Annotated in this window: 21 protein-coding genes and 1 pseudogene; 18 read left to right on the top strand and 4 right to left on the bottom strand. The window is 44.3% G+C overall.

Going from position 1 to position 21,043, the window contains the following annotated elements:
- The first annotated feature begins 16 nt into the window (after positions 1-16).
- The 6 genes from CI595_RS10435 (at position 17) to rlmH (ending at position 7,410) form a co-directional block, all read left to right on the top strand.
- Positions 17-2,551, top strand: coding sequence for an FtsK/SpoIIIE family DNA translocase (locus CI595_RS10435; RefSeq protein ID WP_095173164.1), 2,535 nt, complete (start codon positions 17-19; stop codon positions 2,549-2,551).
- A gap of 71 nt (positions 2,552-2,622) precedes the next feature.
- Positions 2,623-3,750 (top strand): chitobiase/beta-hexosaminidase C-terminal domain-containing protein, encoded by a 1,128-nt coding sequence (locus CI595_RS10430; RefSeq protein WP_095173163.1) that lies wholly within the window; start codon positions 2,623-2,625, stop codon positions 3,748-3,750.
- Positions 3,751-3,872: 122 nt separating this feature from the next.
- Entirely contained in the window at positions 3,873-4,760 is an 888-nt protein-coding gene (locus CI595_RS10425) for a sulfide/dihydroorotate dehydrogenase-like FAD/NAD-binding protein (RefSeq protein WP_065541852.1), read from the top strand.
- Positions 4,760-6,154: an NADPH-dependent glutamate synthase gene (gene gltA, locus CI595_RS10420; protein WP_095173162.1), complete on the top strand. Its 1,395-nt coding sequence runs from the start codon at positions 4,760-4,762 to the stop codon at positions 6,152-6,154. Before CI595_RS10425 ends, gltA begins: the two co-directional genes overlap by 1 nt.
- Positions 6,155-6,238: 84 nt before the next feature.
- Positions 6,239-6,934 (top strand): DNA alkylation repair protein, encoded by a 696-nt coding sequence (locus CI595_RS10415; protein ID WP_095173161.1) that lies wholly within the window; start codon positions 6,239-6,241, stop codon positions 6,932-6,934.
- The gene (gene rlmH, locus CI595_RS10410; RefSeq protein WP_095173160.1) at positions 6,931-7,410 is read left to right on the top strand and encodes a 23S rRNA (pseudouridine(1915)-N(3))-methyltransferase RlmH; all 480 of its coding nucleotides are present in this window, start codon (positions 6,931-6,933) and stop codon (positions 7,408-7,410) included. The genes CI595_RS10415 and rlmH overlap by 4 nt, the downstream gene beginning before the upstream one ends.
- A 32-nt stretch (positions 7,411-7,442) precedes the next feature.
- Here the strand turns inward: rlmH and CI595_RS10405 are convergent, their stop codons facing one another.
- Positions 7,443-8,000, bottom strand: coding sequence for a ferritin-like domain-containing protein (locus tag CI595_RS10405; RefSeq protein WP_330397267.1), 558 nt, complete (start codon positions 7,998-8,000; stop codon positions 7,443-7,445).
- A 184-nt stretch (positions 8,001-8,184) separates the two neighbouring features.
- Here CI595_RS10405 and CI595_RS10400 point away from each other — a divergent pair, with 184 nt between their 5' ends.
- The 4 genes from CI595_RS10400 (at position 8,185) to CI595_RS10385 (ending at position 10,907) form a co-directional block, all read left to right on the top strand.
- Entirely contained in the window at positions 8,185-8,721 is a 537-nt protein-coding gene (locus CI595_RS10400) for a GNAT family N-acetyltransferase (RefSeq protein WP_095173159.1), read from the top strand.
- A 70-nt stretch (positions 8,722-8,791) separates the two neighbouring features.
- A complete protein-coding gene (locus CI595_RS10395) occupies positions 8,792-9,304 on the top strand; it encodes a GNAT family N-acetyltransferase (RefSeq protein WP_095173158.1) in 513 nt (170 codons plus the stop codon).
- 14 nt (positions 9,305-9,318) lie between these two features.
- Positions 9,319-10,197: a carbon-nitrogen hydrolase family protein gene (locus CI595_RS10390; RefSeq protein ID WP_095173157.1), complete on the top strand. Its 879-nt coding sequence runs from the start codon at positions 9,319-9,321 to the stop codon at positions 10,195-10,197.
- 29 nt (positions 10,198-10,226) lie between these two features.
- The gene (locus CI595_RS10385) at positions 10,227-10,907 is read left to right on the top strand and encodes a YjjG family noncanonical pyrimidine nucleotidase (protein WP_095173156.1); all 681 of its coding nucleotides are present in this window, start codon (positions 10,227-10,229) and stop codon (positions 10,905-10,907) included.
- A gap of 241 nt (positions 10,908-11,148) precedes the next feature.
- Here CI595_RS10385 and CI595_RS10380 read toward each other — a convergent pair whose 3' ends face one another.
- The 3 genes from CI595_RS10380 to dapA all read right to left on the bottom strand — a co-directional run bounded on the left by CI595_RS10380 (position 11,149) and on the right by dapA (position 13,906).
- Complete coding sequence (locus CI595_RS10380; RefSeq protein WP_095173155.1) at positions 11,149-12,333, bottom strand: winged helix DNA-binding domain-containing protein; 1,185 nt, start codon at positions 12,331-12,333, stop codon at positions 11,149-11,151.
- Positions 12,334-12,618: 285 nt separating this feature from the next.
- On the bottom strand, positions 12,619-12,885 hold the full coding sequence (locus tag CI595_RS10375; RefSeq protein ID WP_095173154.1) for a DUF4318 domain-containing protein: 267 nt from the start codon (positions 12,883-12,885) through the stop codon (positions 12,619-12,621).
- A gap of 94 nt (positions 12,886-12,979) precedes the next feature.
- Positions 12,980-13,906 carry a 4-hydroxy-tetrahydrodipicolinate synthase gene (dapA, locus tag CI595_RS10370; RefSeq protein ID WP_334293486.1) on the bottom strand — a complete coding sequence of 309 codons (927 nt, stop codon included), beginning with the start codon at positions 13,904-13,906 and terminating at the stop codon, positions 12,980-12,982.
- A 226-nt stretch (positions 13,907-14,132) separates the two neighbouring features.
- On the opposite strand from dapA, the gene CI595_RS10365 reads away from it, so the two are divergent.
- The 8 genes and pseudogenes from CI595_RS10365 (at position 14,133) to CI595_RS10330 (ending at position 21,036) form a co-directional block, all read left to right on the top strand.
- Positions 14,133-14,465: a DUF6054 family protein gene (locus tag CI595_RS10365; RefSeq protein WP_095173152.1), complete on the top strand. Its 333-nt coding sequence runs from the start codon at positions 14,133-14,135 to the stop codon at positions 14,463-14,465.
- An 81-nt stretch (positions 14,466-14,546) separates the two neighbouring features.
- The gene (locus tag CI595_RS10360; protein WP_095173151.1) at positions 14,547-15,080 is read left to right on the top strand and encodes a DUF3877 family protein; all 534 of its coding nucleotides are present in this window, start codon (positions 14,547-14,549) and stop codon (positions 15,078-15,080) included.
- A gap of 278 nt (positions 15,081-15,358) precedes the next feature.
- Entirely contained in the window at positions 15,359-15,850 is a 492-nt protein-coding gene (locus tag CI595_RS10355) for a DUF2975 domain-containing protein (protein WP_095173150.1), read from the top strand.
- An 11-nt stretch (positions 15,851-15,861) separates the two neighbouring features.
- Positions 15,862-16,062: pseudogene (locus CI595_RS10350) on the top strand (helix-turn-helix domain-containing protein); the annotation flags it as partial.
- Between the two features lie 359 nt (positions 16,063-16,421).
- A complete protein-coding gene (locus CI595_RS10345; protein WP_095173149.1) occupies positions 16,422-17,063 on the top strand; it encodes a Dph6-related ATP pyrophosphatase in 642 nt (213 codons plus the stop codon).
- 123 nt (positions 17,064-17,186) lie between these two features.
- Complete coding sequence (locus tag CI595_RS10340) at positions 17,187-18,368, top strand: iron-containing alcohol dehydrogenase (protein ID WP_095173148.1); 1,182 nt, start codon at positions 17,187-17,189, stop codon at positions 18,366-18,368.
- 223 nt (positions 18,369-18,591) lie between these two features.
- Positions 18,592-18,981, top strand: a complete 390-nt coding sequence (locus tag CI595_RS10335; protein ID WP_095173147.1) for a BlaI/MecI/CopY family transcriptional regulator — start codon at positions 18,592-18,594, stop codon at positions 18,979-18,981.
- Positions 18,982-18,984: 3 nt separating this feature from the next.
- Positions 18,985-21,036 (top strand): M56 family metallopeptidase, encoded by a 2,052-nt coding sequence (locus CI595_RS10330; RefSeq protein WP_095173146.1) that lies wholly within the window; start codon positions 18,985-18,987, stop codon positions 21,034-21,036.
- Positions 21,037-21,043: the final 7 nt, after the last annotated feature.

Below are 21,043 nucleotides of genomic sequence, written 5' to 3'. Positions count from 1 at the left end.
GGGGAGTCAAGAAAAAATGGCAGCGACGAAAAAAAACAACACAAGAAAAAAGACGGGCACCCGCTCTGGAAGCAGAAATAAGAAAAAACAGGACGAGGGGATCGGCCTGTATACGGAGATTATTTTATGGATCACACTGGCAGGTTCTATCCTGCTTTTGCTTAGTAATTTCGGCATGGGAGGCCTGGTAGGAAAGACGGTCAGCGGCGTGTTTTTCGGGCTGTTTGGCCTGGTGGCTTACATATTTCCTATCTTTTTATTTTTGGCTGTATCCTTTGTCATATCGAATAACCAAAATCCGAAAGCTTACCGGAAAATGGCAGGCTTTCTTTTGCTGTTCATTTCTGCCTGCGCATTGATGCAGCTTTTAACGGACGGTTACTTCAGCGGAACTTCCATTATGGACTACTATAAAACTTCCTCCACATACCAGACCGGCGGAGGTATGTTGGGTGGCCTTCTCTGCAATATCTGCGGAAAAGCCTTCGGTACTGTGGGAACGTATGTGATCGATATCATTGCAATGATCATTGCTTTGATCCTGATCACCCAGAAATCTATGTTTGCACTTCTCAAAAAAGGCAGCACCCGTGTATATGGAAGTGCAAAAGCAGGCCGTGCACGAAGAAAACAGTATGTATCAGAGAAAAAAGACAAGCCGGTCACAGGAAGAAGAGCAAAACACGGGGAAAAAACACAAGAATCAGAACCTTTAAAATTGAAAACAAGAAGAAACAAGAACGAAGACAATACTGGAGCCGATCCGGCTGCTGAAAATATAGATAATATCCGGAAAGAGGCCGCTGCCGCAGAGGCGTTTGCGGCGGAACCTGTGGAGGAGATCCCGGAAGAGGATATCCTGTTAAAACCTGAGAATGCTTTCCCGATCCATCGTTCCGACGCAGCGCCGGCGGAGGTGGAAGAAATTGTGGAGGAGATTCCTGCAGAACCGGTGCGGGAGGAAAAACCACAGAAAGCAGCATCTGCGAAAAAAACGCGTTCCTCCAAAGATGAGATTGCGGACGGAATTGAAAATATTAAGGATGAGATTGCAGACAAAGAGCAGGAGATAAAAAAGGAATATGAGATACCGCCTGTCTCACTGTTGAAAAAGGGAAGCGGGGTAAAAGGCGATTCTGATTCCCATCTGCGCAGTACAGCTAAAAAGCTGCAGGAAACGTTACACAACTTCGGCGTCAATGTGACGGTGACCAATGTAAGCTGCGGTCCGTCGGTCACGCGGTATGAACTGCAGCCGGAGCAGGGGGTTAAGGTCAGCAAGATTGTCAGCCTGACAGATGATATCAAATTGAATCTGGCGGCAACGGATATTCGTATTGAGGCACCCATTCCCGGTAAGGCAGCTGTTGGAATAGAGGTCCCCAATGCCACAAACAGTGCAGTTATGCTTCGTGAACTGATACAGTCCGAGGCTTTTTCCACATGCAGATCAAAACTGGCTTTCGCGGCAGGAAAAGATATCGCCGGACAGCCGGTCATAGCGGATATTGCCAGGATGCCCCATCTGCTCATAGCAGGTGCCACGGGTTCCGGTAAATCCGTATGTATCAACACCTTAATTATGAGTATCCTTTACAAAGCCTCCCCGGAAGAGGTACGGCTTATCATGATAGACCCCAAAGTTGTGGAGCTGAGTGTTTATAACGGCATCCCCCATCTGCTGATCCCCGTGGTCACAGACCCGAAGAAAGCAGCCGGCGCCCTGAATTGGGCGGTTGCGGAGATGACAGACCGTTATAACAAATTTGCAGAGTACAATGTCAGGGACTTAAAAGGATACAATGCAAAGGTTGACAAGATCAAAGATATTGAAGAGGAAGGGAAGCCGGAAAAGATGCCACAGATCGTTATTATCGTGGACGAGCTGGCAGACCTTATGATGGTAGCTCCCGGTGAGGTGGAAGATGCGATCTGCCGCCTGGCACAGCTTGCCAGGGCAGCGGGGATCCATCTGATCATCGCAACGCAGCGGCCTTCCGTCAATGTCATTACCGGCCTGATCAAGGCAAACATGCCTTCCAGGATTGCCTTCTCCGTATCTTCCGGTGTGGATTCCCGGACGATCATTGATATGAATGGTGCGGAAAAGCTTCTGGGCAAAGGCGACATGTTGTTTTATCCCCAGGGTTACCAAAAGCCGGCCCGTGTACAGGGGGCTTTTGTCAGTGATCAGGAAGTGGGGGCTGTGGTTAAATTTTTATCAGAGCAGAACCCTGCCCATGTCTACAGCCAGGAGATCCAGGACAAGATAGAGGCGGCCAAAGATGCTTCCGGCAATCAGGCGGGAGCAGCATCCGGCGGCAATGACCGGGATGCCTATTTTACAGATGCAGGCAAGTTCATCATTGAGAAAGAAAAGGCCTCTATCGGTATGCTGCAGCGTGTCTTTAAGATTGGCTTTAACCGGGCGGCCAGAATCATGGACCAGCTCTGTGAGGCCGGCGTTGTGGGTGAGGAGGAAGGTACCAAACCCAGAAAAGTTCTTATGTCCATGGAAGAATTTGAACAGTATATAGAAGAATGTCTGTAACTTGTGAAGGGACAGTACAGGTAAAAGAATATTTGTAAAATGTTGATATAGATGAGAAATGAGGTATTTACATGAAATGTGCGAACTGCGGTACAGAATTTGAGGATGGCATATTGTTCTGCCCCGTATGCGGCAAAGAAGTTCAATGGGTGCCGGAATATAATACGCTGGAGACGATCATCCAGCAGCGTGAGATACAGGAAAAAGAAAAGAAGAAAAAGGAAGAGCATGCGCTTCGGGAAAAAAAGCGGCAGGAACAGGAGATGAAACGGCGAAAGAAAAAACGTATGGCTGTGGGCTTTACAGCCGTCGGTGTTTGCGTGCTGGCAGTGGGCGCAGGTGTCCTCTTTTACCAGAAACAATACAATTCTTTTGATTTCCAGATGGCCCAGGCAGAGTCCGAGTTCAGCAACAAAGATTATGACACTGCCCTGAAATACCTGGAGCGTGCGCTGAACCTGCAGCCAGACAGTACAGAAGCCAATATTCTGCAGGCTAAGATATATCTGAAAAACCAGGAGGAGGAGAAGGCTCTGGCAATCCTCATCTCTACGGTCGCCAATGCGCCCGACAGTGTCAGCGCCTACGGGGAGCTTCTGCGCCTGTATGAAAAACAGGGCGAAGTCAAGAAGATAAAAGAGCTTATGGACGACTGTGAGAGCACGGAGGTTAAGGAGCGCTATTCCGCCTATATCAGCACACTTCCCGTCATATCACTGGACGGCGGCACTTATGACAGCAAAGAGGAAGTGGATTTCAGTGCCATTGAGGATGGGACCAAGGTGTATTACACGCTGGACGGAAAGGAACCGGATACTACAAGTACATTATATGATTCTGCCAGCGGAATCCTGTTGGAGGAGGAAGGGGAGTATACCTTGAAATATGTGGCATATAATGCCAAGGGGATTCCAAGTGACATTGGACTTATGACCTATACCATAGAGTTCAAGGCACCGGATGCGCCAAGGATAACACCTGCCTCCGGACAGTATGAGGATTCCATGACGATCAAGGTATATGTGCCAAAGGGCTGTACTGCATATTATGAATTTAACGGGACGCCAACTACGGACAGCACAGAATATACAGGACCGGTTTCCATGCCGGTTGGAGAAAATATCTTCTCCGCTATTTTAGTGGATGAAAATGGAAAGATAAGTAGTCCGGCCAGTGCAACTTATGTCATTTATCAATGATTTATAAAGTAAATTGGAAATTTTTCTAAAATTCGGATTGAATTTTTGTTCATTTTGCTCTATACTAAAAAGAGCGACTATAGCAATAGAATTACCATATTTGGAGTTGTGAGGAGGACATTATGTACAAGATTCTGAAAGCAGAAAAGCTTAATGAGATAGTTTATCTCATGGTTGTTGACGCACCAAGGGTTGCAAAACACTGTGAGCCCGGACAGTTCGTCATCGTGAAAAAGGACGATGCAGGGGAGAGAATTCCGCTTACTATCTGTGATTATGACAGAGAGGCAGGAACTGTTACGATCGTATTCCAGCCGATAGGTGCTTCCACGGAAAAATTCGCTAAAATGCAGACAGGAGATTTCTTTGAAGATTTCGTAGGTCCGTTAGGATGTCCATCTGAATTTGTAAATGAAGATCTGGAAGAGTTAAAGAAAGAAAGACTTTTATTTGTAGCCGGCGGCGTAGGAACCGCACCGGTATATCCGCAGGTAAAATGGCTGCACGAGCACGGCATTGAGGCTGATGTCATTGTGGGTGCTAAGACAAAAGACCTGATCATCCTGGAAAAAGAAATGGAAGAAGTAGCAGGTAATTTATACATCACCACAGATGATGGTACATATGGACGTCACGGAATGGTAACAAAAGTGATCGAGGATCTGACTGCTGAAGGCAAGTCTTATACAAAATGTATTGCCATCGGACCAATGATCATGATGAAGTTCTGCTGCCTGACAACTAAAAAACTGAACCTGCCCACTATTGTTTCCATGAACCCGATCATGGTTGACGGAACCGGTATGTGCGGAGCCTGCCGTGTTATCGTCGGCGGCGAAGTGAAATTCGCCTGCGTGGACGGTCCTGAATTTGACGGTCATCTGATTGATTGGGATCTGGCAATGAAGAGACAGCAGATGTACAAGACAGAAGAAGGAAGAGCATTATTAAAACTTCGTGAGGGGGACACCCATCACGGCGGATGCGGAAACTGCGGAGGTGACGAATAATGGGTGATGTATTAAAGAAAGTTCCTGTAAGAGAGCAGGACCCAAAAGTGAGAGCAACAAACTTTGAAGAAGTTTGCTATGGATATAACAAAGAAGAGGCAATGGAAGAAGCAGCCCGCTGCCTGACCTGTAAAAATGCCAAATGTATCAAAGGATGTCCCGTAAATATTGATATTCCGGGATTCATCAAAGAAGTGAAAGAAGGTAACTTTGAAGAAGCGTTCAAAGTGATCGGACAGTCCAGTGCCCTTCCGGCAGTCTGCGGACGTGTCTGCCCTCAGGAAACACAGTGTGAAGGCCTGTGTATCCGCGGTATCAAAGGCGAGCCGGTTTCCATTGGTAAACTGGAACGTTTTGTTGCTGACTGGGCAAAAGAAAACGGAATCAAACCGGAACCTCCCAAGGAGAAAAACGGACATAAAGTGGCAGTGATCGGTGCCGGACCTGCAGGCCTTACTTGTGCAGGCGATCTGGCAAAGATGGGTTATGATGTGACTATCTTTGAAGCCCTTCATCAGCCGGGCGGTGTTTTGGTATACGGTATTCCCGAGTTCCGTCTTCCGAAAGACAAAGTCGTAAAAATGGAAGTTGAAAATGTAAAAGCCTTAGGCGTTAAGGTTGAGACAAACGTTATCATCGGAAAATCCACCACGATTGATGAACTTATGGAAAATGAAGGCTTTGAAGCGGTATTCATCGGTTCCGGCGCAGGACTTCCTATGTTCATGGGAATTCCGGGTGAGATCAGCAACGGTGTGTTCTCTGCCAATGAATATCTGACAAGAAGCAACCTGATGAAAGCGTTCCGCGATGACCATGATACCCCCATTAAAATGGGCAAAAAAGTGGCTGTTGTAGGCGGTGGAAATGTTGCAATGGATGCAGCAAGAACAGCACTTCGTCTGGGCGCTGAAGTACATATTGTATATAGAAGAAGTGAAGCAGAGCTTCCTGCAAGAGCAGAAGAAGTACATCATGCAAAAGAAGAAGGCATCATTTTTGACCTTCTGTGTAATCCGACAGAGATCCTGGCAGATGAAAACGGCTGGGTAAAAGGTATGAAGTGCGTCCGCATGGAACTGGGTGAGCCTGATGCATCCGGAAGAAGACGCCCGGTAGAGATTCCGGATTCCGAGTTCGAGATGGAACTGGATACTGTTATCATGTCTCTGGGAACTTCCCCGAACCCGCTGATCTCCACCACCACCATCGGTCTTGATACAAACAAGAGAAAATGTATCATCGCTGATGAAGAAAACGGCAAGACGACCAAAGACGGTGTTTACGCCGGCGGTGACGCTGTAACAGGCGCTGCTACGGTTATCCTGGCTATGGGTGCAGGTAAAGCAGCAGCACAGGGAATTGATGAATTTATCAAAGGAAAAAATAATTAATTAAGCATATAGGGAGCCGTCACCGGACGTGGCGGCTCTTTTTGCAACTATATGGAAGCGATTTTGTAAAACACGAGGGAGATCATGATCGAGGCAATAAGAGAAGAACTGCGGCAGTCTGCTGATGCGAAATACAAAAATTTTCAAGAGTCCCTGGTTCCGGGCCTGACTACAATGATGGGGGTCCGAATGCCAAAGCTCCGGGAAATGGCAAAGAAGATTGCAAAAGAAGATATTACGGAATTTTTGGAAAAAGCGGATGATACCTGTTATGAGGAGCTGATGCTGAAAGGTATTGTAATTGGATATGCGAAAATGGATCGGGAAAAACAGACCCAGGCATTGAAGGATTTTGTTCCTAAAATCAATAACTGGGCAATTTGTGACTGCAGCTGTGTCACTTACAAGTTTATGAGAAAGGATACTTCCTACTGGTTTGCATTTCTGGAACGGTTTCTGGACTCGAAACATGAATATGAAATCCGTTTTGCCCTGGTGTCCATGCTGAACCATTTTGTGACAGAAGAGTACATAGACCGTCTCCTGGATAGATTGAACCATATAAACAGCGATGCCTATTATGTGCAGATGGCAGCTGCCTGGGCCGTGTCTGTGTGTTATATCAAGTTCCCGGAAAAAACGACACTGTTTCTGCAGACGGATACTATGGATACTTTTACACACAATAAATCCATCCAGAAGATCAGAGAGTCCTACCGGGTCTCTAAAGAGGAGAAAGACAAACTTTTGAAATGGAAGCGGGAGGAATCCGGCAAATGAAAATCACTGTGCTGACGGTTGGAAAAATCAAAGAGAAATTTTATCGAGACGCTATTGCGGAATATACAAAACGTTTGAGCAAATATTGTAAGCTTGAAATCCTGGAAGTGGCAGATGAGAAGACCCCGGATGCCGCCAGTGAAACACTGGAGGAGAATATCCGCCAAAAAGAGGGGGAGCGCATCCTGAAATGCATCCGGGAGGATTCCTATGTGATCACATTGGAGATCAATGGAAAGATGCTGGATTCTGTTGAACTCTCCAAAAAAATAGAGAGTCTGGGTATCCAGGGAAAAAGCCACATCACGTTCGTCATCGGCGGCTCCATTGGACTTTGTAAAGAGGTGCAGAAACGTTCTGATTTTGCCCTTAGTTTTTCCAAAATGACTTTTCCGCACCAGCTTATGCGGGTGGTACTGCTGGAACAGATTTACAGGAGTTGCCGGATCATCAATGGGCATTCATATCACAAATGACAGACCTATTTCTGCTGGATGCAGCGGTACATTTAGTATTTTTTACAAAGACTTTCAAAGATTTCAATATGCAGTTCTTCATCTAAAATAATGCGTTTCAGGCATTTTACTATATGGACATCTTTAATATGTTCACATTGCATGGTGTATTTTTGTACGGCTTTCTTTTCGCCTTCCAGTGCATTTATAAGCAGCGGCTTTAACTCCGTGGGATAGCGATTGCAGCAGGGTGACCAATACTGCATTTTGTTCCCTCTGTGCGTCCAAAGCCTTGGATTTTCTCCGTTTAGTCTGGCAAGCTGTCCGAATATTTCCAAATGATGCATTTCCACAATACTGATCTTATGGAAAACATAAGACAGATATTTGTCAAGATCCAACAGAAGATTGTTGTAAAGATAGAGGCTTACCGCAGACATTTCCGAATTGGCGCCCCCTATATTATCCAGCATCATACGTCCATATGTACAATTTCTCTCAGTTATACATACGGGTGGGTATGGCTTTTGAGAGGCAAAGATCTCTTCGCTTTCGGCTGTGTCTTTTTCATTATTGTTACATTCATTTTTACTGCTGCCGCAATTATTCATATATGGCTGCTCCTTTAAAAGGAAGTTTGATAGAACAATCTATGAAAGGAGATGGCAGAATATGATAGAAATCCGAGGGCCTGTTGGGTATGACTCACAGAACAGTAAACTTAGTTGTCCGGGCGATCGAGAAACTTAAAAATAGAATTGCGTGGAACACATAAGAAAGGATGAGCGAAAGAGCATGGAATTATTGATTGAACGTGGTACTTACAGTGATTTAGATGAAATAGAGCACTTATATAATGAGGTTAATGAAGCTTTGGAAATGGGCATTAATTATCCCGGATGGAAAAAGGGCGTGTACCCAATACGGGAAGATGCCATAGTGGGAATTGATAATAACGCTCTATTTATTGCCAAAATAGACAATAAAATTGTAGGTTCTATAATATTAAGCCATACGCCGGAGAAAGGCTATGACAGCGCTCAATGGCAATTTGATGGAGATTATAGCCTTGTATATGTGATACATACGTTTGTAGTGCATCCGAATTATACAAAGTCAGGAATCGGCACCCGATTGATGGATTTTGCCGAATGCCTTGGGATGCAGAATCATATGAAAGCGATCCGCTTAGATGTCTATGAAAACAATATACCTGCAATTAAATTATACGAACAATGCGGGTATCAATATATAGCAACGGTTGATCTAGGTCTTGGAAAGTACGGACTGGATTGGTTCAGATTATATGAGAAGGTTTTGCAGCGTATTTGAAAGTTTTATAAACGGCTGAAATACAACTATGGGGATGATGTTATGATCTGGATGTATAGGAGAAGTGTATATGGAAATGGAATTTAAACAGCTTTCGGTTCAAAACGGGATTGCAGAATATCAGATGCTTCAGGATATAGGCAGTCATGAAAATGGTTTTCCAAATGAAGTATATGGTATCTCATTTAATGACTATAAGAAATGGCTGATCGAGCAGGACGATTACTCCAAGTCACAAAATCTGCCTGAGAACTTTATCCCACAAACTACATATTTTCTTTATGCGGATGGACAGCCGGTAGGGATAGCCAGAATACGCCATCATTCAAGTGTATTTTTAGAAAAACAAGGTGTCGGAAATTTTGGGTATGGGATAGCAAAACAACACCGTGGGAAAGGGTATGGCAATATTTTGTTTGGCAAAATCATTGAGATATGTAAATCCCTTGGCTACACGGAGGTGAAGTCTTTTGTGCATGTGGATAACATGGCCTCCAATAAAATATTTAAAAATAATGGAGCTGTGTTAGCAGGGGTATTGAATAATACTAAAAATATCTATGTAACTAGAACAGATTTATAAGGAAAATGGTTGAAATGAAAAGTTTAAAAGTAGCATTACTACAGTTATTGCCGGAGAACACTCTGGAAGGAAACATGAAAAAGGGCATGGATTCCTGCAGGAAAGCTAAAGCTATGGGAGCGGATATTGCTTTGTTCCCGGAAATGTGGAGCAGCGGCTACCATATTCCGGAAGATACAGAGGAGTTAAGGGCGGCGGCCGTGTCTTCTGACAGTGAATTTGTCCGTACCTTCGGTGAACTTGCCAAAGAGCTGCACATGGCTGTGGGTATCACATTTCTTGAAACGTTTGAGCCACTGCCCCGCAACACGATCTGCCTGTTTGACCGTTTTGGCAGCTGCGTCTTAAAGTATGCCAAGGTACATACCTGCGATTTTGGGGATGAGTGCAGGCTGACGGCAGGAGATGATTTTTATACTGCGGATTTGGATACGGAGCAGGGCAGGGTTAAGGTTGGAGCCATGATCTGTTATGACAGGGAGTTCCCGGAAAGCGCCAGGATTCTCATGCTGAAAGGAGCTGAAATTATTCTGGTTCCCAATGCTTGTCCCATGGAAATCAACCGCATTTCCCAGCTTCGGGCAAGAGCTTACGAAAATATGACGGGAATAGCCACCGTCAATTATCCTTATGGAAAACCTGACTGCAACGGGCATTCAACGGCTTTCGACGGCATTGCGTACAGGGAGGGGCAGCCCGGTTCAAGAGATACACTGATTTTGGAAGCAGGGGAACGGGAAGGGATTTATCTGGCTGATTTCCCGATAGAGGAAATCCGTGCCTACAGGAAACATGAAGTCCACGGCAATGCATTCCGCCATCCCCGAAAATATGGTCTGCTTATTTCTGAACTTATAGAGGAACCCTTCATCAGGGAATGTTACAGGAAATAGCCTTACAATATAAAAAACGGAGAATGATAATGTTTAAAGTGATCTTATGGGATGTAGACGGAACACTGCTTGATTTTGACAGATCAGAAAAGTATGCATTGCGGAAGTGTTTTGCGAAATTTAATCTGAATGACTGCACAGATGCCATGATCTCCAGATATGCGGAAATAAACAAAAGTTATTGGAAACGTCTGGAGACCGGAGAAATTACAAAAGAACAGGTATTACTCGACCGGTTCACAGAGTTTTTTCAAAAAGAACAGATTTGCTTTGAGGATGCCAAAGGGTTTAACGCGGAGTATCAAATGCGTTTGGGTGACCAGGTGTTTTTTAACGATAACAGCAAGTGTCTGCTGGAGAGACTGAAAGGAAGCGTTAAGCAATATGCGGTTACAAATGGTACCTATGTGGCTCAGAAACGAAAACTTGAAAAGTCGGGTTTAGATGTTATTTTTGACGATGTTTTTATTTCCGACCAAATAGGCTTTGAAAAGCCGGATATCAGATTTTTTGATCATGTATGGAAACAGATAGGTCCTCATGAGAAGAAGGACGTCCTTATCGTGGGAGATTCCCTGACCAGTGATATGCAGGGGGGAAACAATGCGCAGATCCGCTGCTGCTGGTATAATCCCAAGGACAAAGAAAACAATACAAATGTGAAGATTGATTATCTGATACATGATTTGAATGAAATTGAATTTCTGTGAAATGTTTGGCCAAAAGGCTGTCATACAGGTAAAAGCATGGTCACTTATGCGGCCATGCTTTTTATGTGCAGCTTTGTTTATCCATATCATATCAGAAGGTCCGTACATTTACGGTATGGACTATAAGAACTCCCATTTAAATCTTCTGCAGCAAAGCAAATCCCAGCATAAGGGGTAATCCTGTATGGGTTTTGCCCTGTAAAGGGACTGAATATATTTCTACCATACGGCGTTTACAAGGTCAGGTCATTATTTCAACCCCCAATAATCTTATCTGGCGGAAGGCTGCATATGCTTCCGCAAGAGCATGAAGACACGGTCTGTCAGGAATGGATTTCCACAGAGTTATGGTGATTTCTATGCCGTTCTTTTTCTTTTTGGCGTTCCAGATCCCGATGATCTCTCCGCGGTACAAAACAGCACCGGGATTGGTTACCAACTTCCAGATTTGTTTATGCAGTGTTTTGTCAGGCTGAAGGACCTCCCTGTCGCGCTGATCAAGAAAAGGATCGTGTCCGCCGAGAAGAAGCAGTTCTCTTTCCGGGGAATCCGGTTGAAGTAAACGTTCCTTGTCGGATGAAAGAATATAGGCCTTTTTACCAAGAGCGGAAACAGGTTCCATCTCCTCGGAAACCGTATTCCACATACGGCGCCCCTGTTTTCCGGAGCACCCAAGCCAGCTCACAAAATGATTGACGTTTGCCGGTCCATAACAGTGAAGGTATTTCCGTACCAACTCTTTACAGGCGTCTTTTTCCGGTATGAGAGACCTGCCTGTCCAATTTTTATAGGATGTAAACATCGGGCTGGTTCCCTGGCGCTCTCCGAAAACGACCAATCCTTTCCAGGCACACGGCCGAAGCAAAAAGGAAACAACAGCGCCTCCCACAGTCTGCTTATCCGGACTCCCATACATGGAAGGATGTGACCACAAAACACGCTTATTTTCAGGAATGAGCGGCAGCATCCAATCTGCCAATGTCTGATCTAAAGAGGTTTTGCTCATGATCGTACAGTCATCAAGCTGTGGAATCACCTGCTGTAATATACGGAACAGATCATTAAAATCCATCTGCAGAAAGTCAAGCGCCAGTGAAATTCCGGAAGTATAAATCCAGGGTTCTTCCTCCTCCGCTATAAGGGCGGATAGAAAGATATGGCTCTGTGAAATAGGAAATACAACAGGGATACCCCGTAGACTCCAGGCCTGCAGAAGCGATTTCTCTGTATACAGCAAATCGTCCATTTCTGATAAACTGCAGCCGGGTACGCGATTGTAAAGGGCCGTTTCCCAGGCACCGGGCGGTGTATTCTGCATTCCACATGCGCCCACCAGCTTTTCTATATCCGTTTTAGCGAATATCCTGTCCAGATGATGGGTATACAGCCTGAAATTCCGTATTTGTTCTAAGCTTAATTCTATCATGTAGTAGATCCCTTCTGAAATGCTTCATATAATCAAAAAAATGTTTCTTTCCGTTTCAAATTTATTATACTAAAAAAGAAGAGGTTTTGATAGATACTATATTTTTTTAACGTAATAGTAAGCGTAATACATAATAAACCAGTGCACAGGTTTGTTACATTTGGAGGTCGAAAATAAAGGTAACATTGGGAAAACGATTGCTGATACCCCCTTTCAGGTATCATAACATTCATTTCAGAGCCGGTATGGATCAGCCCCTTGTCTACTTGACAAGGGGCGATCATATCAAGCCGGCTCTAAAATATTTCGGAAGAGATACAAGTGCTTTTTCTGCAGACAATAAATGATCCAGTAAGCACTGCCTGAGTCCTCCTTTTCCTCCTTGATATCCACAGTATACACTTCTCCCTCAATCCTCACCAGCAAAGGATCCCCTGTGATCGGGCCGGAATAATATAGATCATGTTTGCGGCAAAATTCTTTGATCAGGGAATAAATCTCTTCTTTATTCTGGGGGTACTCATTTCTAAATAAGATATATGCGTCCTTCATATAAAATCTCCTTCTTGTATTTTCTAAAGTGTCCAATGGTTCTAAGCCTGCACGGTTACAAGATCACACATTATATTTGAGAACCGAATCGGTGTTACCCGGCATCGGAGTGTGAGTGTTTGGATACTTTCGTCAGACTGTATTTTTCCAGCACAGTATACAACTTTTCTGCCATGGTATTGTCCATATTGCAGAGGGGCAGTCTGCAGGGACCCACATCATAACCCATGGCGCGCATTGCCAGTTTTACAGGAATAGGATTTACATCTAAAAACAGTGCTTCGATAAGCTCCAGATATTTTAGCTGTAAATGCGCACTCTCCTCATGGTTCCCCTCAAAATAAGAGGCACAGATAGCGTGGGTTTCATTTGGTATAAGATTGGAGAGAACAGAGATCACACCTTTTCCGCCAAGAGCCAGGGATGAGGTGATCTGGTCATCATTCCCGGAATAGATCGTTAAATCCTCTTTGCATAGGCTTGCAGTCCTTGCTATCTGGGAAAAATTGCCGCTTGCCTCTTTCACAGCCACGATATTTTCTGTTTCGCTAAGGCGTTTATACGTGGCCGGACAGATATTGACTCCTGTACGTGACGGTACATTATATAAAATAATGGGCAGATTGGTTGACTTGGCACATTCCGTAAAATGCAGAAACAACCCCTGCTGGGACGTTTTATTGTAATAGGGGGTCACATGGAGAAGGGCATCCGCCCCTGCTTTTTCACATTCCTTTGACAGATAGACTGCATGGGCGGTATTGTTGCTTCCGGCTCCGGCAATGACCGGAATACGTCCTTTGACATGTCTGACTGCGTGCCGAATAAGTTCTACATGCTCTTCATCTGTGAGCGTGGCACTTTCTCCTGTTGTGCCCGCAACTACAATTGCATCCGCGCCGCCTGCGATCTGCATATCCAGTAAATCCTCAAACACAGAATAATGAATAGAAAAGTCCTCTTTCATGGGTGTAACGATCGCTGTACCCACGCCTTTAAATATTTGCTTTTTCAATTTCATATCCTCCTGAACCTTTGTATTTAGATTATGGAAATTATAGCAGTTTGGTCATTAAATAGGAGTGAAGTTCCGGACAGGGGTATTAAGTTTCGATTAAAGAAGAAAAGAACAGCTAAAAGATAACGATTGTCATAATATTTAATATATTATATAATTAATTTGGAACTTTTTTATGTGCAGCGTGGTAAAGGTACAGACCTGCCGCGTTATAACAGGAGGATATCATATGGCAAAATACGAAAAAGTAGTCCACGGAGATTTTGATGATATTATAAATAAACTGCACGATGCTGTAATGAAGGGAAGTATGTCCGCATCATACGAGGACGGCAGTAATTTCAGCAATGGAGATTTTCAGTGTGCCGTGAGGATCTATGAGCGTTACAGCGCGATGGGCAGTAACAGAGTCAGTTTGTCCATCACTTTAGTTGGAGGCAGAGGTGAATATTACTTGTCCGCGATCACATCCGGCGGGAGTCAGGGGATAGTCTTTAAGCTGAACACATATGGGGAAGAATCTTTTCTGGAGACCATTCGGGATGTGATGGACAGTTTGTAGATCAATACAGAATTTGCGCGGCGTTTCAAAGTCAAGCTGCTTTGCTGGCCGCTGCAAATAAGAAAGACAGGAGCATACAGCATGGATTTAAAAAAGAATATTTTTGACAATATCAAAGAGTGTGAAATAAAGATCGGTTACCGGGAAGAGGACATGAATCTGTATTATCCAAAGGAATCTTTGCAGGAACTGCTCTTGACAGCAGAGGAAAACCTTTCACAGGCCATCGCGGCATTTTGTGAATCTGCAGGACAAGAGCTGGGCGGGCTGACCATAAAGGAAACAGAGGAAAAGGGCCGTTATTGTGTCCATGTTCCTTCTGAAGGGGTAAGATATGTTCATGAAAATGTAAATGACAGCCCATTTTTAAAGGCCTTTTTAGAGGAAATATTTAACCCCGGGAATACTGTGGACGATATTGTAAATATTTTCAAAAGATTTTCTCAGGATGTAGCAGTTGAAAAAATTCATGAACATGAATGGGGCATTTCCTTTCGGAACCCGGAAATTGATCCTTATGTTTATTACCTGGAACAAGATGAGTTTGGCCTGCAGTATCACCGTTTTACAAAAAAGGCCTATGATGCGCTGAAAGACAGTCATGGAACGGAATAAGAATAGATACGATCCCCCTGCTTTTCTATCGAAGCAGGGGGATTTCCCGTGTGAACCAAAATCCCTCCAGGCAGAATATACATTGCCGGCAAGGAGGTGATGATGAAATCAGCTCCTACTGATAAGGAAGATGAAATTTTTGTTTTGCTCTAATTTTAATGATATTTAAATATATTTTAATGATAATCATTAAATATATTGACGGTCAGTGCGGCGTATGGTATAAATGGATTATAAGAGGAACCAATAAGATCTCATGATGGAGGAGGGAACGATGCATGGGAGAAAATGATTTTTCAACAAACGTCAATAGGGGCAAAAAGAAGTTTTCAAAAAAGCTAAAATTTCTTTTGATGCTTGCTATTTTTTTAACAGGCATACTTGTTATGGTTGGATTCGCTGGTTTGTATGAAATGTTAGAGAAAGAGTTATGGAAAAGTGAGGACATAACCGGCACAGCGTATGAACTTATTACATATCTGATAAATTTCACGATTTTCATTTCCCTGATACGCATTTATGCCAGCAAACAATTTTTCATTCATTCACTGAGCAATTATTTTTTGATGATTGGATGGATCATTATTGGGACATCCTTTACCATCACACATTTTCCAACATACAGCTCAAACGGTTTTGTCATCATGCAGTTTGGAAGCTTTGTGTTGATTGACGGAAAGATGTTTGTCTTTGGTATCCTGTTCCTTGTCTTGGGCAGTCTGATCAAAGAAGGGACAGAAATGCAGAAAGAAATGGACGAAATCCTTTAGGAGCAAATAATATGGCGATTATATTAAGATTAGACCGGGTCATGGCTGACCGCAAAATTTCCCTGAATGAATTATCGGAAAAAGTCGGAATTTCAAATGTAAATCTGTCCAACCTGAAGACAGGCAAAGTGAAAGCTATTCGATTTTCCACTCTGGAAGCCATCTGTGATGTACTGGACTGTCAGCCGGGTGATATTATGGAATACCAAAGACCTCCCAAAACAGACAGTCCGGCAGACTGTGCTACAGATAATCACGCTGACATTCCAGACATTGGGCATCCTGGCTGCAGTGGAAGTTCAGAATAATGTCATCCACACGGGTGCACGTGGCTTTTTTATATGTTACAGTATGTATCGCATCACGGTGGTTCTTTGGACATTTTATGCTGCTGGCAGCCGTATAGGTATTTTCATTGTCATTCCCTTGTTTTTCCATAATATAATACACTCCTTACCGTTTGCAGAGAAGCTATCATAGACTCTTTTAAACTATTATATATAAAACAAGGCAGAAATGAAAGGATTGATTATTTTACGCTGCAAAAAACAGAAAAAAGAGAGGTAGAGAAATGAAATTTGTCATGTCATACAGCTGCGGCAAGGACAGTACCCTTGCGCTGCACAAGCTAATAAAAGGGGGACATGAGCCGGTGGGCCTGCTGGTCATGGTCAATCAGGACATGGACCGGTCCTGGTTTCACGGGGCAGACTATGAATTATTGGATAAATTTTCAGATGCATTGGAAATCCCCCTGATCCTCTGCCCGTCAAGCGGGGAGGCATATCATCTGGAATTTGAAAAAGGCCTCAAAAGAGCCATAGAACTGGGGGCAGAGATGGCGGGGTTTGGTGATATTGACATAGAAAACAACCGCAGATGGAGTGAAGACCGTTGTCACGCAGCAGGGATCAGGGCAGAATTTCCCCTGTGGCAGCAGGGACGTGAAAAGATAGTGCAGGAAATCCTTTCCAAAGACTATTGCTGTATCATTAAATCCATAAACAACCGGCTTCTGCCAAAAGAGATCCTGGGAAAACCCTTAGATGCAAAGATTGCGGAAAGAATGGCCTCCAGCGGTATTGACCTCTGCGGGGAAAACGGTGAATACCATACTATAGCAGTGGACGGACCGATTTTCAAACACAAACTGGATATACAGACCGGTGAAGTTCTGGATTTTGGGGACAGGTCTGTGATCGCTATAAGATAACGGAGACACCGCTCATCCTGAAAATTGCTAAATGTGTGCATTTATTGTTGACTAATTTACTCAGATATATTATACTGATATTGTTAAATGATTAACAATAGTACATAAAAGGAGATGCATACTATGAGCAGATTTACATTACCGAGAGACATTTATCATGGAAAAGGCTGCCTGGAAGAACTGAAAAATTTGAAGGGCAAAAAAGCATTTCTTGTAGTAGGCGGCGGAGCTATGAAACGCCAGGGCTTTTTGGAAAAAGCGGCTGGCTATCTGAGAGAAGCAGGTATGGAGGTACAGCTTTTTGAAGGCGTTGAGCCTGACCCGTCTGTAGAAACCGTTAGGAAAGGCGCCAGGGCCATGCAGGAATTTGAACCTGACTGGATCGTAGCCATGGGTGGAGGTTCCCCTATTGACGCGGCAAAGGCAATGTGGGCCTTTTACGAATATCCCGACACAACATTTGAAGCACTATGTATCCCGTTTAATTTTCCTGAACTCCGTCAGAAAGCAAAATTTGCAGCAATTCCGTCAACATCCGGCACTGCCACCGAAGTGACTGCATTTTCTGTGATCACGGACTATGAAAGCGGTGTAAAATATCCGCTGGCGGATTTCAATATCACCCCGGATGTGGCAATTGTAGACCCGGATCTGGTTAAAGCACTTCCCGTAAAGCAGGTGGCCTACACAGGAATGGACGCCTTGACCCACGCAATAGAAGCATATGTGTCCACACTGCACAGTCCGTTTACAGACCCCCTTGCGCTTCAGGCTATTGAGATGGTTCTAGATCATCTGCCCGCATCCTATAACTGTAACATGGAAGCAAGAGAGCAGATGCATTATGCCCAGTGTCTGGCAGGAATGGCATTTTCCAATGCGCTGTTGGGAATTGTCCACTCCATGGCTCATAAGACAGGAGCTGCGTTTTCCACAGGACATATCACACATGGCTGTGCCAACGCAATGTATCTTCCATATGTGATTAAATACAATGCCAAAGATGCAGCCGCGGCAAAACGTTACGCGGAGATTGCCCGCAGAATGGGCCTGGCAGGTGCTTCCGAGAGATCACTAATCAACAGCCTCTGCAACAGAATTGATGAACTGAACAAACAGTTCTGTATTCCGAGGACATTAAAAGAATTCGGCATCATCGAGGCGGAATTTAAAGAGAAGATCAAGAAAATCGCAGAATTGGCAGTAGGTGATGCCTGCACCGGCTCCAATCCCCGTGGGATTGACCCGGAAACTATGGAAAGATTATTCAACTGTATTTACTACGGAACAGAAGTGGACTTCTGATCTATATCCATACAAACCGGAGGCGGGGATGTGTATTCCCCGCCTCTCTGTATGTCCACATTCGCGCAGATCGTGACCGGATAACAGCAAAGTATTTTTACAAAAACCGTTGACATTTATCTACTACTAATGTAAAATGACAATAGGTACTACAATTGTAGAAAAATACTCTGTAACCTAACCTGAAAATACGGTATCTGCAGACAGTACAGGAGGTGATAACATGAAAAAGCGTATTCAAAAACTACCTGATTCAGAGCTGGATGTGATGCTGGCTTTATGGAACGGTCATCCAGACATGACACGTCTGGAGGTGGAGGCCTTTGTGAATCAAAAGAAAGAGCTGGCACCCACCACAATCCTCTCCATGCTCACCCGGCTTGAAAACAAGAATTTCGTCTCGGTAAAAAGAGAAGGAAAAACCAATCTCTACAGCTCTGTTGTGACGCAGAGTGAATACCAGCAGCAGGAAGGGAAAAGCGTGCTGGAGAAACTATATGGGAATTCATTGAAGAATTTTGTAGCGTCCCTTTACCAGGGAAAACAGATTGGCGGGGAAGAGATACAGGAACTGGAGGAGTTCCTGAAGGAGCTTGAGCGAGAGGGGGAATAGTATATGGCAGAGTTTATGCTGCACATAATTAAGGTGAATGTTTTATCGGCTGTCATCATTTTCATTGTGCTGGCAGTATCAAGACTGCTGGATAAAAAATATTCCTCCCGATGGAAATATCTCATATGGCTGTTCGTTTCTGTGTTTCTCCTCATTCCGGTGAGGCTGCCGTCAAATGCCAGAGGCCTGACCATTGAGGTACCAAAACAAATCACCAGAACGGAATACGCCGGTAGTACAAATGCGCTTGCTGCGGAAACGGCAAAGATTCCGACAGACAGCACAAAAAACAGCAGTAATGAACAAACAATGACCAATGATCAGGCAGACATGCAGGACAGCGCAGGAGAAAATGCAAAAGACAGTGTTTCTCCCAGGGAGAATATAAAAATAGATACCATCGCATGGTTTATGGCATATATCTGGGGAGCGGGTATTTGCGTAGCTGTGGTATACAAACTGTTTATGCTGAGAGCGGGAAGGCGTGAACTGCGCCGTTGGCGTATTCCTTTTACGAACAGTGAGAGGATTGCCGAATACAATAAACTGTGTAAAAAAATGCATATCAAAAAAGCGCCTAAGCTTGTGGCAAGCAGCAAGTTATCCGGTCCGCTTTTGGCAGGGATCAGAAACACATATCTCTATCTTCCCGAACGGGACTATTCCGGGGATGAATGTGAATTGATCTTCAGACATGAATTATGTCATTACCGCAACAGGGATTTGTGGTATAAGCTGCTGATGATATGGATCACAACTGTTTATTGGTTCAATCCTGCAGTTTACTTTATGAAAAAAGAGGCGGAGCGTGATATAGAGTTCATATGTGATGAGTCAGTCATGAAAGGCAGAAACCATGAGGATAAGCTCAGATATAACCAGCTGCTTTTGAAAACAGCGGCCTTGGGAAGACATCCTTACGAACTGTCCACCAGTCTGAATGACGGCCTCCTCACATTCAAGAGAAGGATGGTGAATATTATGAAAGCAGGAAAGATGAAAAAGGGTATTCTTCCCGTTATCTGTTTTACTATCCTGTTGGTTATGTCCAATGTATTTACAGGCTGCTCTTTAAAAGATACCGGTGAAAAGCAGAAAAAAGCGGATACGGAAGCAGCAGCAGACAATGTTGATTCCAAGGAGGATGAAAAGCCATCCGGTAAAGAGGAAGAGGACAGCAAAGAGAAGGTCATCAACGGAAAAGCCGTTATTGATCCGGATACAAAAGCAAAAACGGAAACTCCCATCCAGGCGGAGCCGGAGGAAAAACCCACTGACCCGCCAAAAACAGAACCGACTCCGGCAAAGACAGAGCCCACAGAACTGAGTGGATTTATGAACAGAGATGCTCTGCCTTCCATGGTTCAGAACCTGGGGCTTCAGCAGGCGTCAGGCGTTGCCTTCGGTGACATGGGAATGAGATATGAAGGAAACGGGATTGATGTGGAATGGGATCCGGATACCAATGGGATTGCAGGACGTGCCCTGATCAGTATAAGCTGTGAGAACAACAGCAGTGTCAGCATGGAGGGGATCCGCTGCGGAGAGCAGTACAAAGAGGCGGAAACAAACCTTCTGCAGAGCGGATACCGGAATCTGGGTGACAGCGATCCGAGCCATAAAGAATTTATATCAGATTCGGAAAGCAAAATTATAAGCATTGACGTATCTGATGCGTCCATCAGCGCATGGTCATGGATGAACTGGCCACAGGGTGATTTTGCACCTATCACTACCCAATACATGCCTGTCGACGGTGATTACAAAAATGCTTCTGACGGCGAATATGCAACCATCCGAATCACAGGGATCAATGACAACAGCTTTTATTTTACTATTTATAAATATATAGAAGGCCAAGGGGAACAGCAGATCTTTATGGATAATATTGCGGTTTTTGAAGAGAGGGAATCCTCCACTGCAGTGTTCCGCGGCCAGCAGTACACACTGACCTTTGATTGTTCCGAATATGGCACAATAAAATTATCCGGATTTGATGACGCCATCACTCTTGGCGACACCTTCTGGAACTCACAGGCCTTGCATACAAGCTAAATAATTT

The organism is Blautia hominis, from assembly GCA_002270465.1.
In the GTDB taxonomy this organism is placed as follows: domain Bacteria; phylum Bacillota; class Clostridia; order Lachnospirales; family Lachnospiraceae; genus Blautia; species Blautia hominis.
Note: the sequence above shows the minus strand (reverse complement) of the source record. Positions and strands in the feature narration are given on the sequence as shown.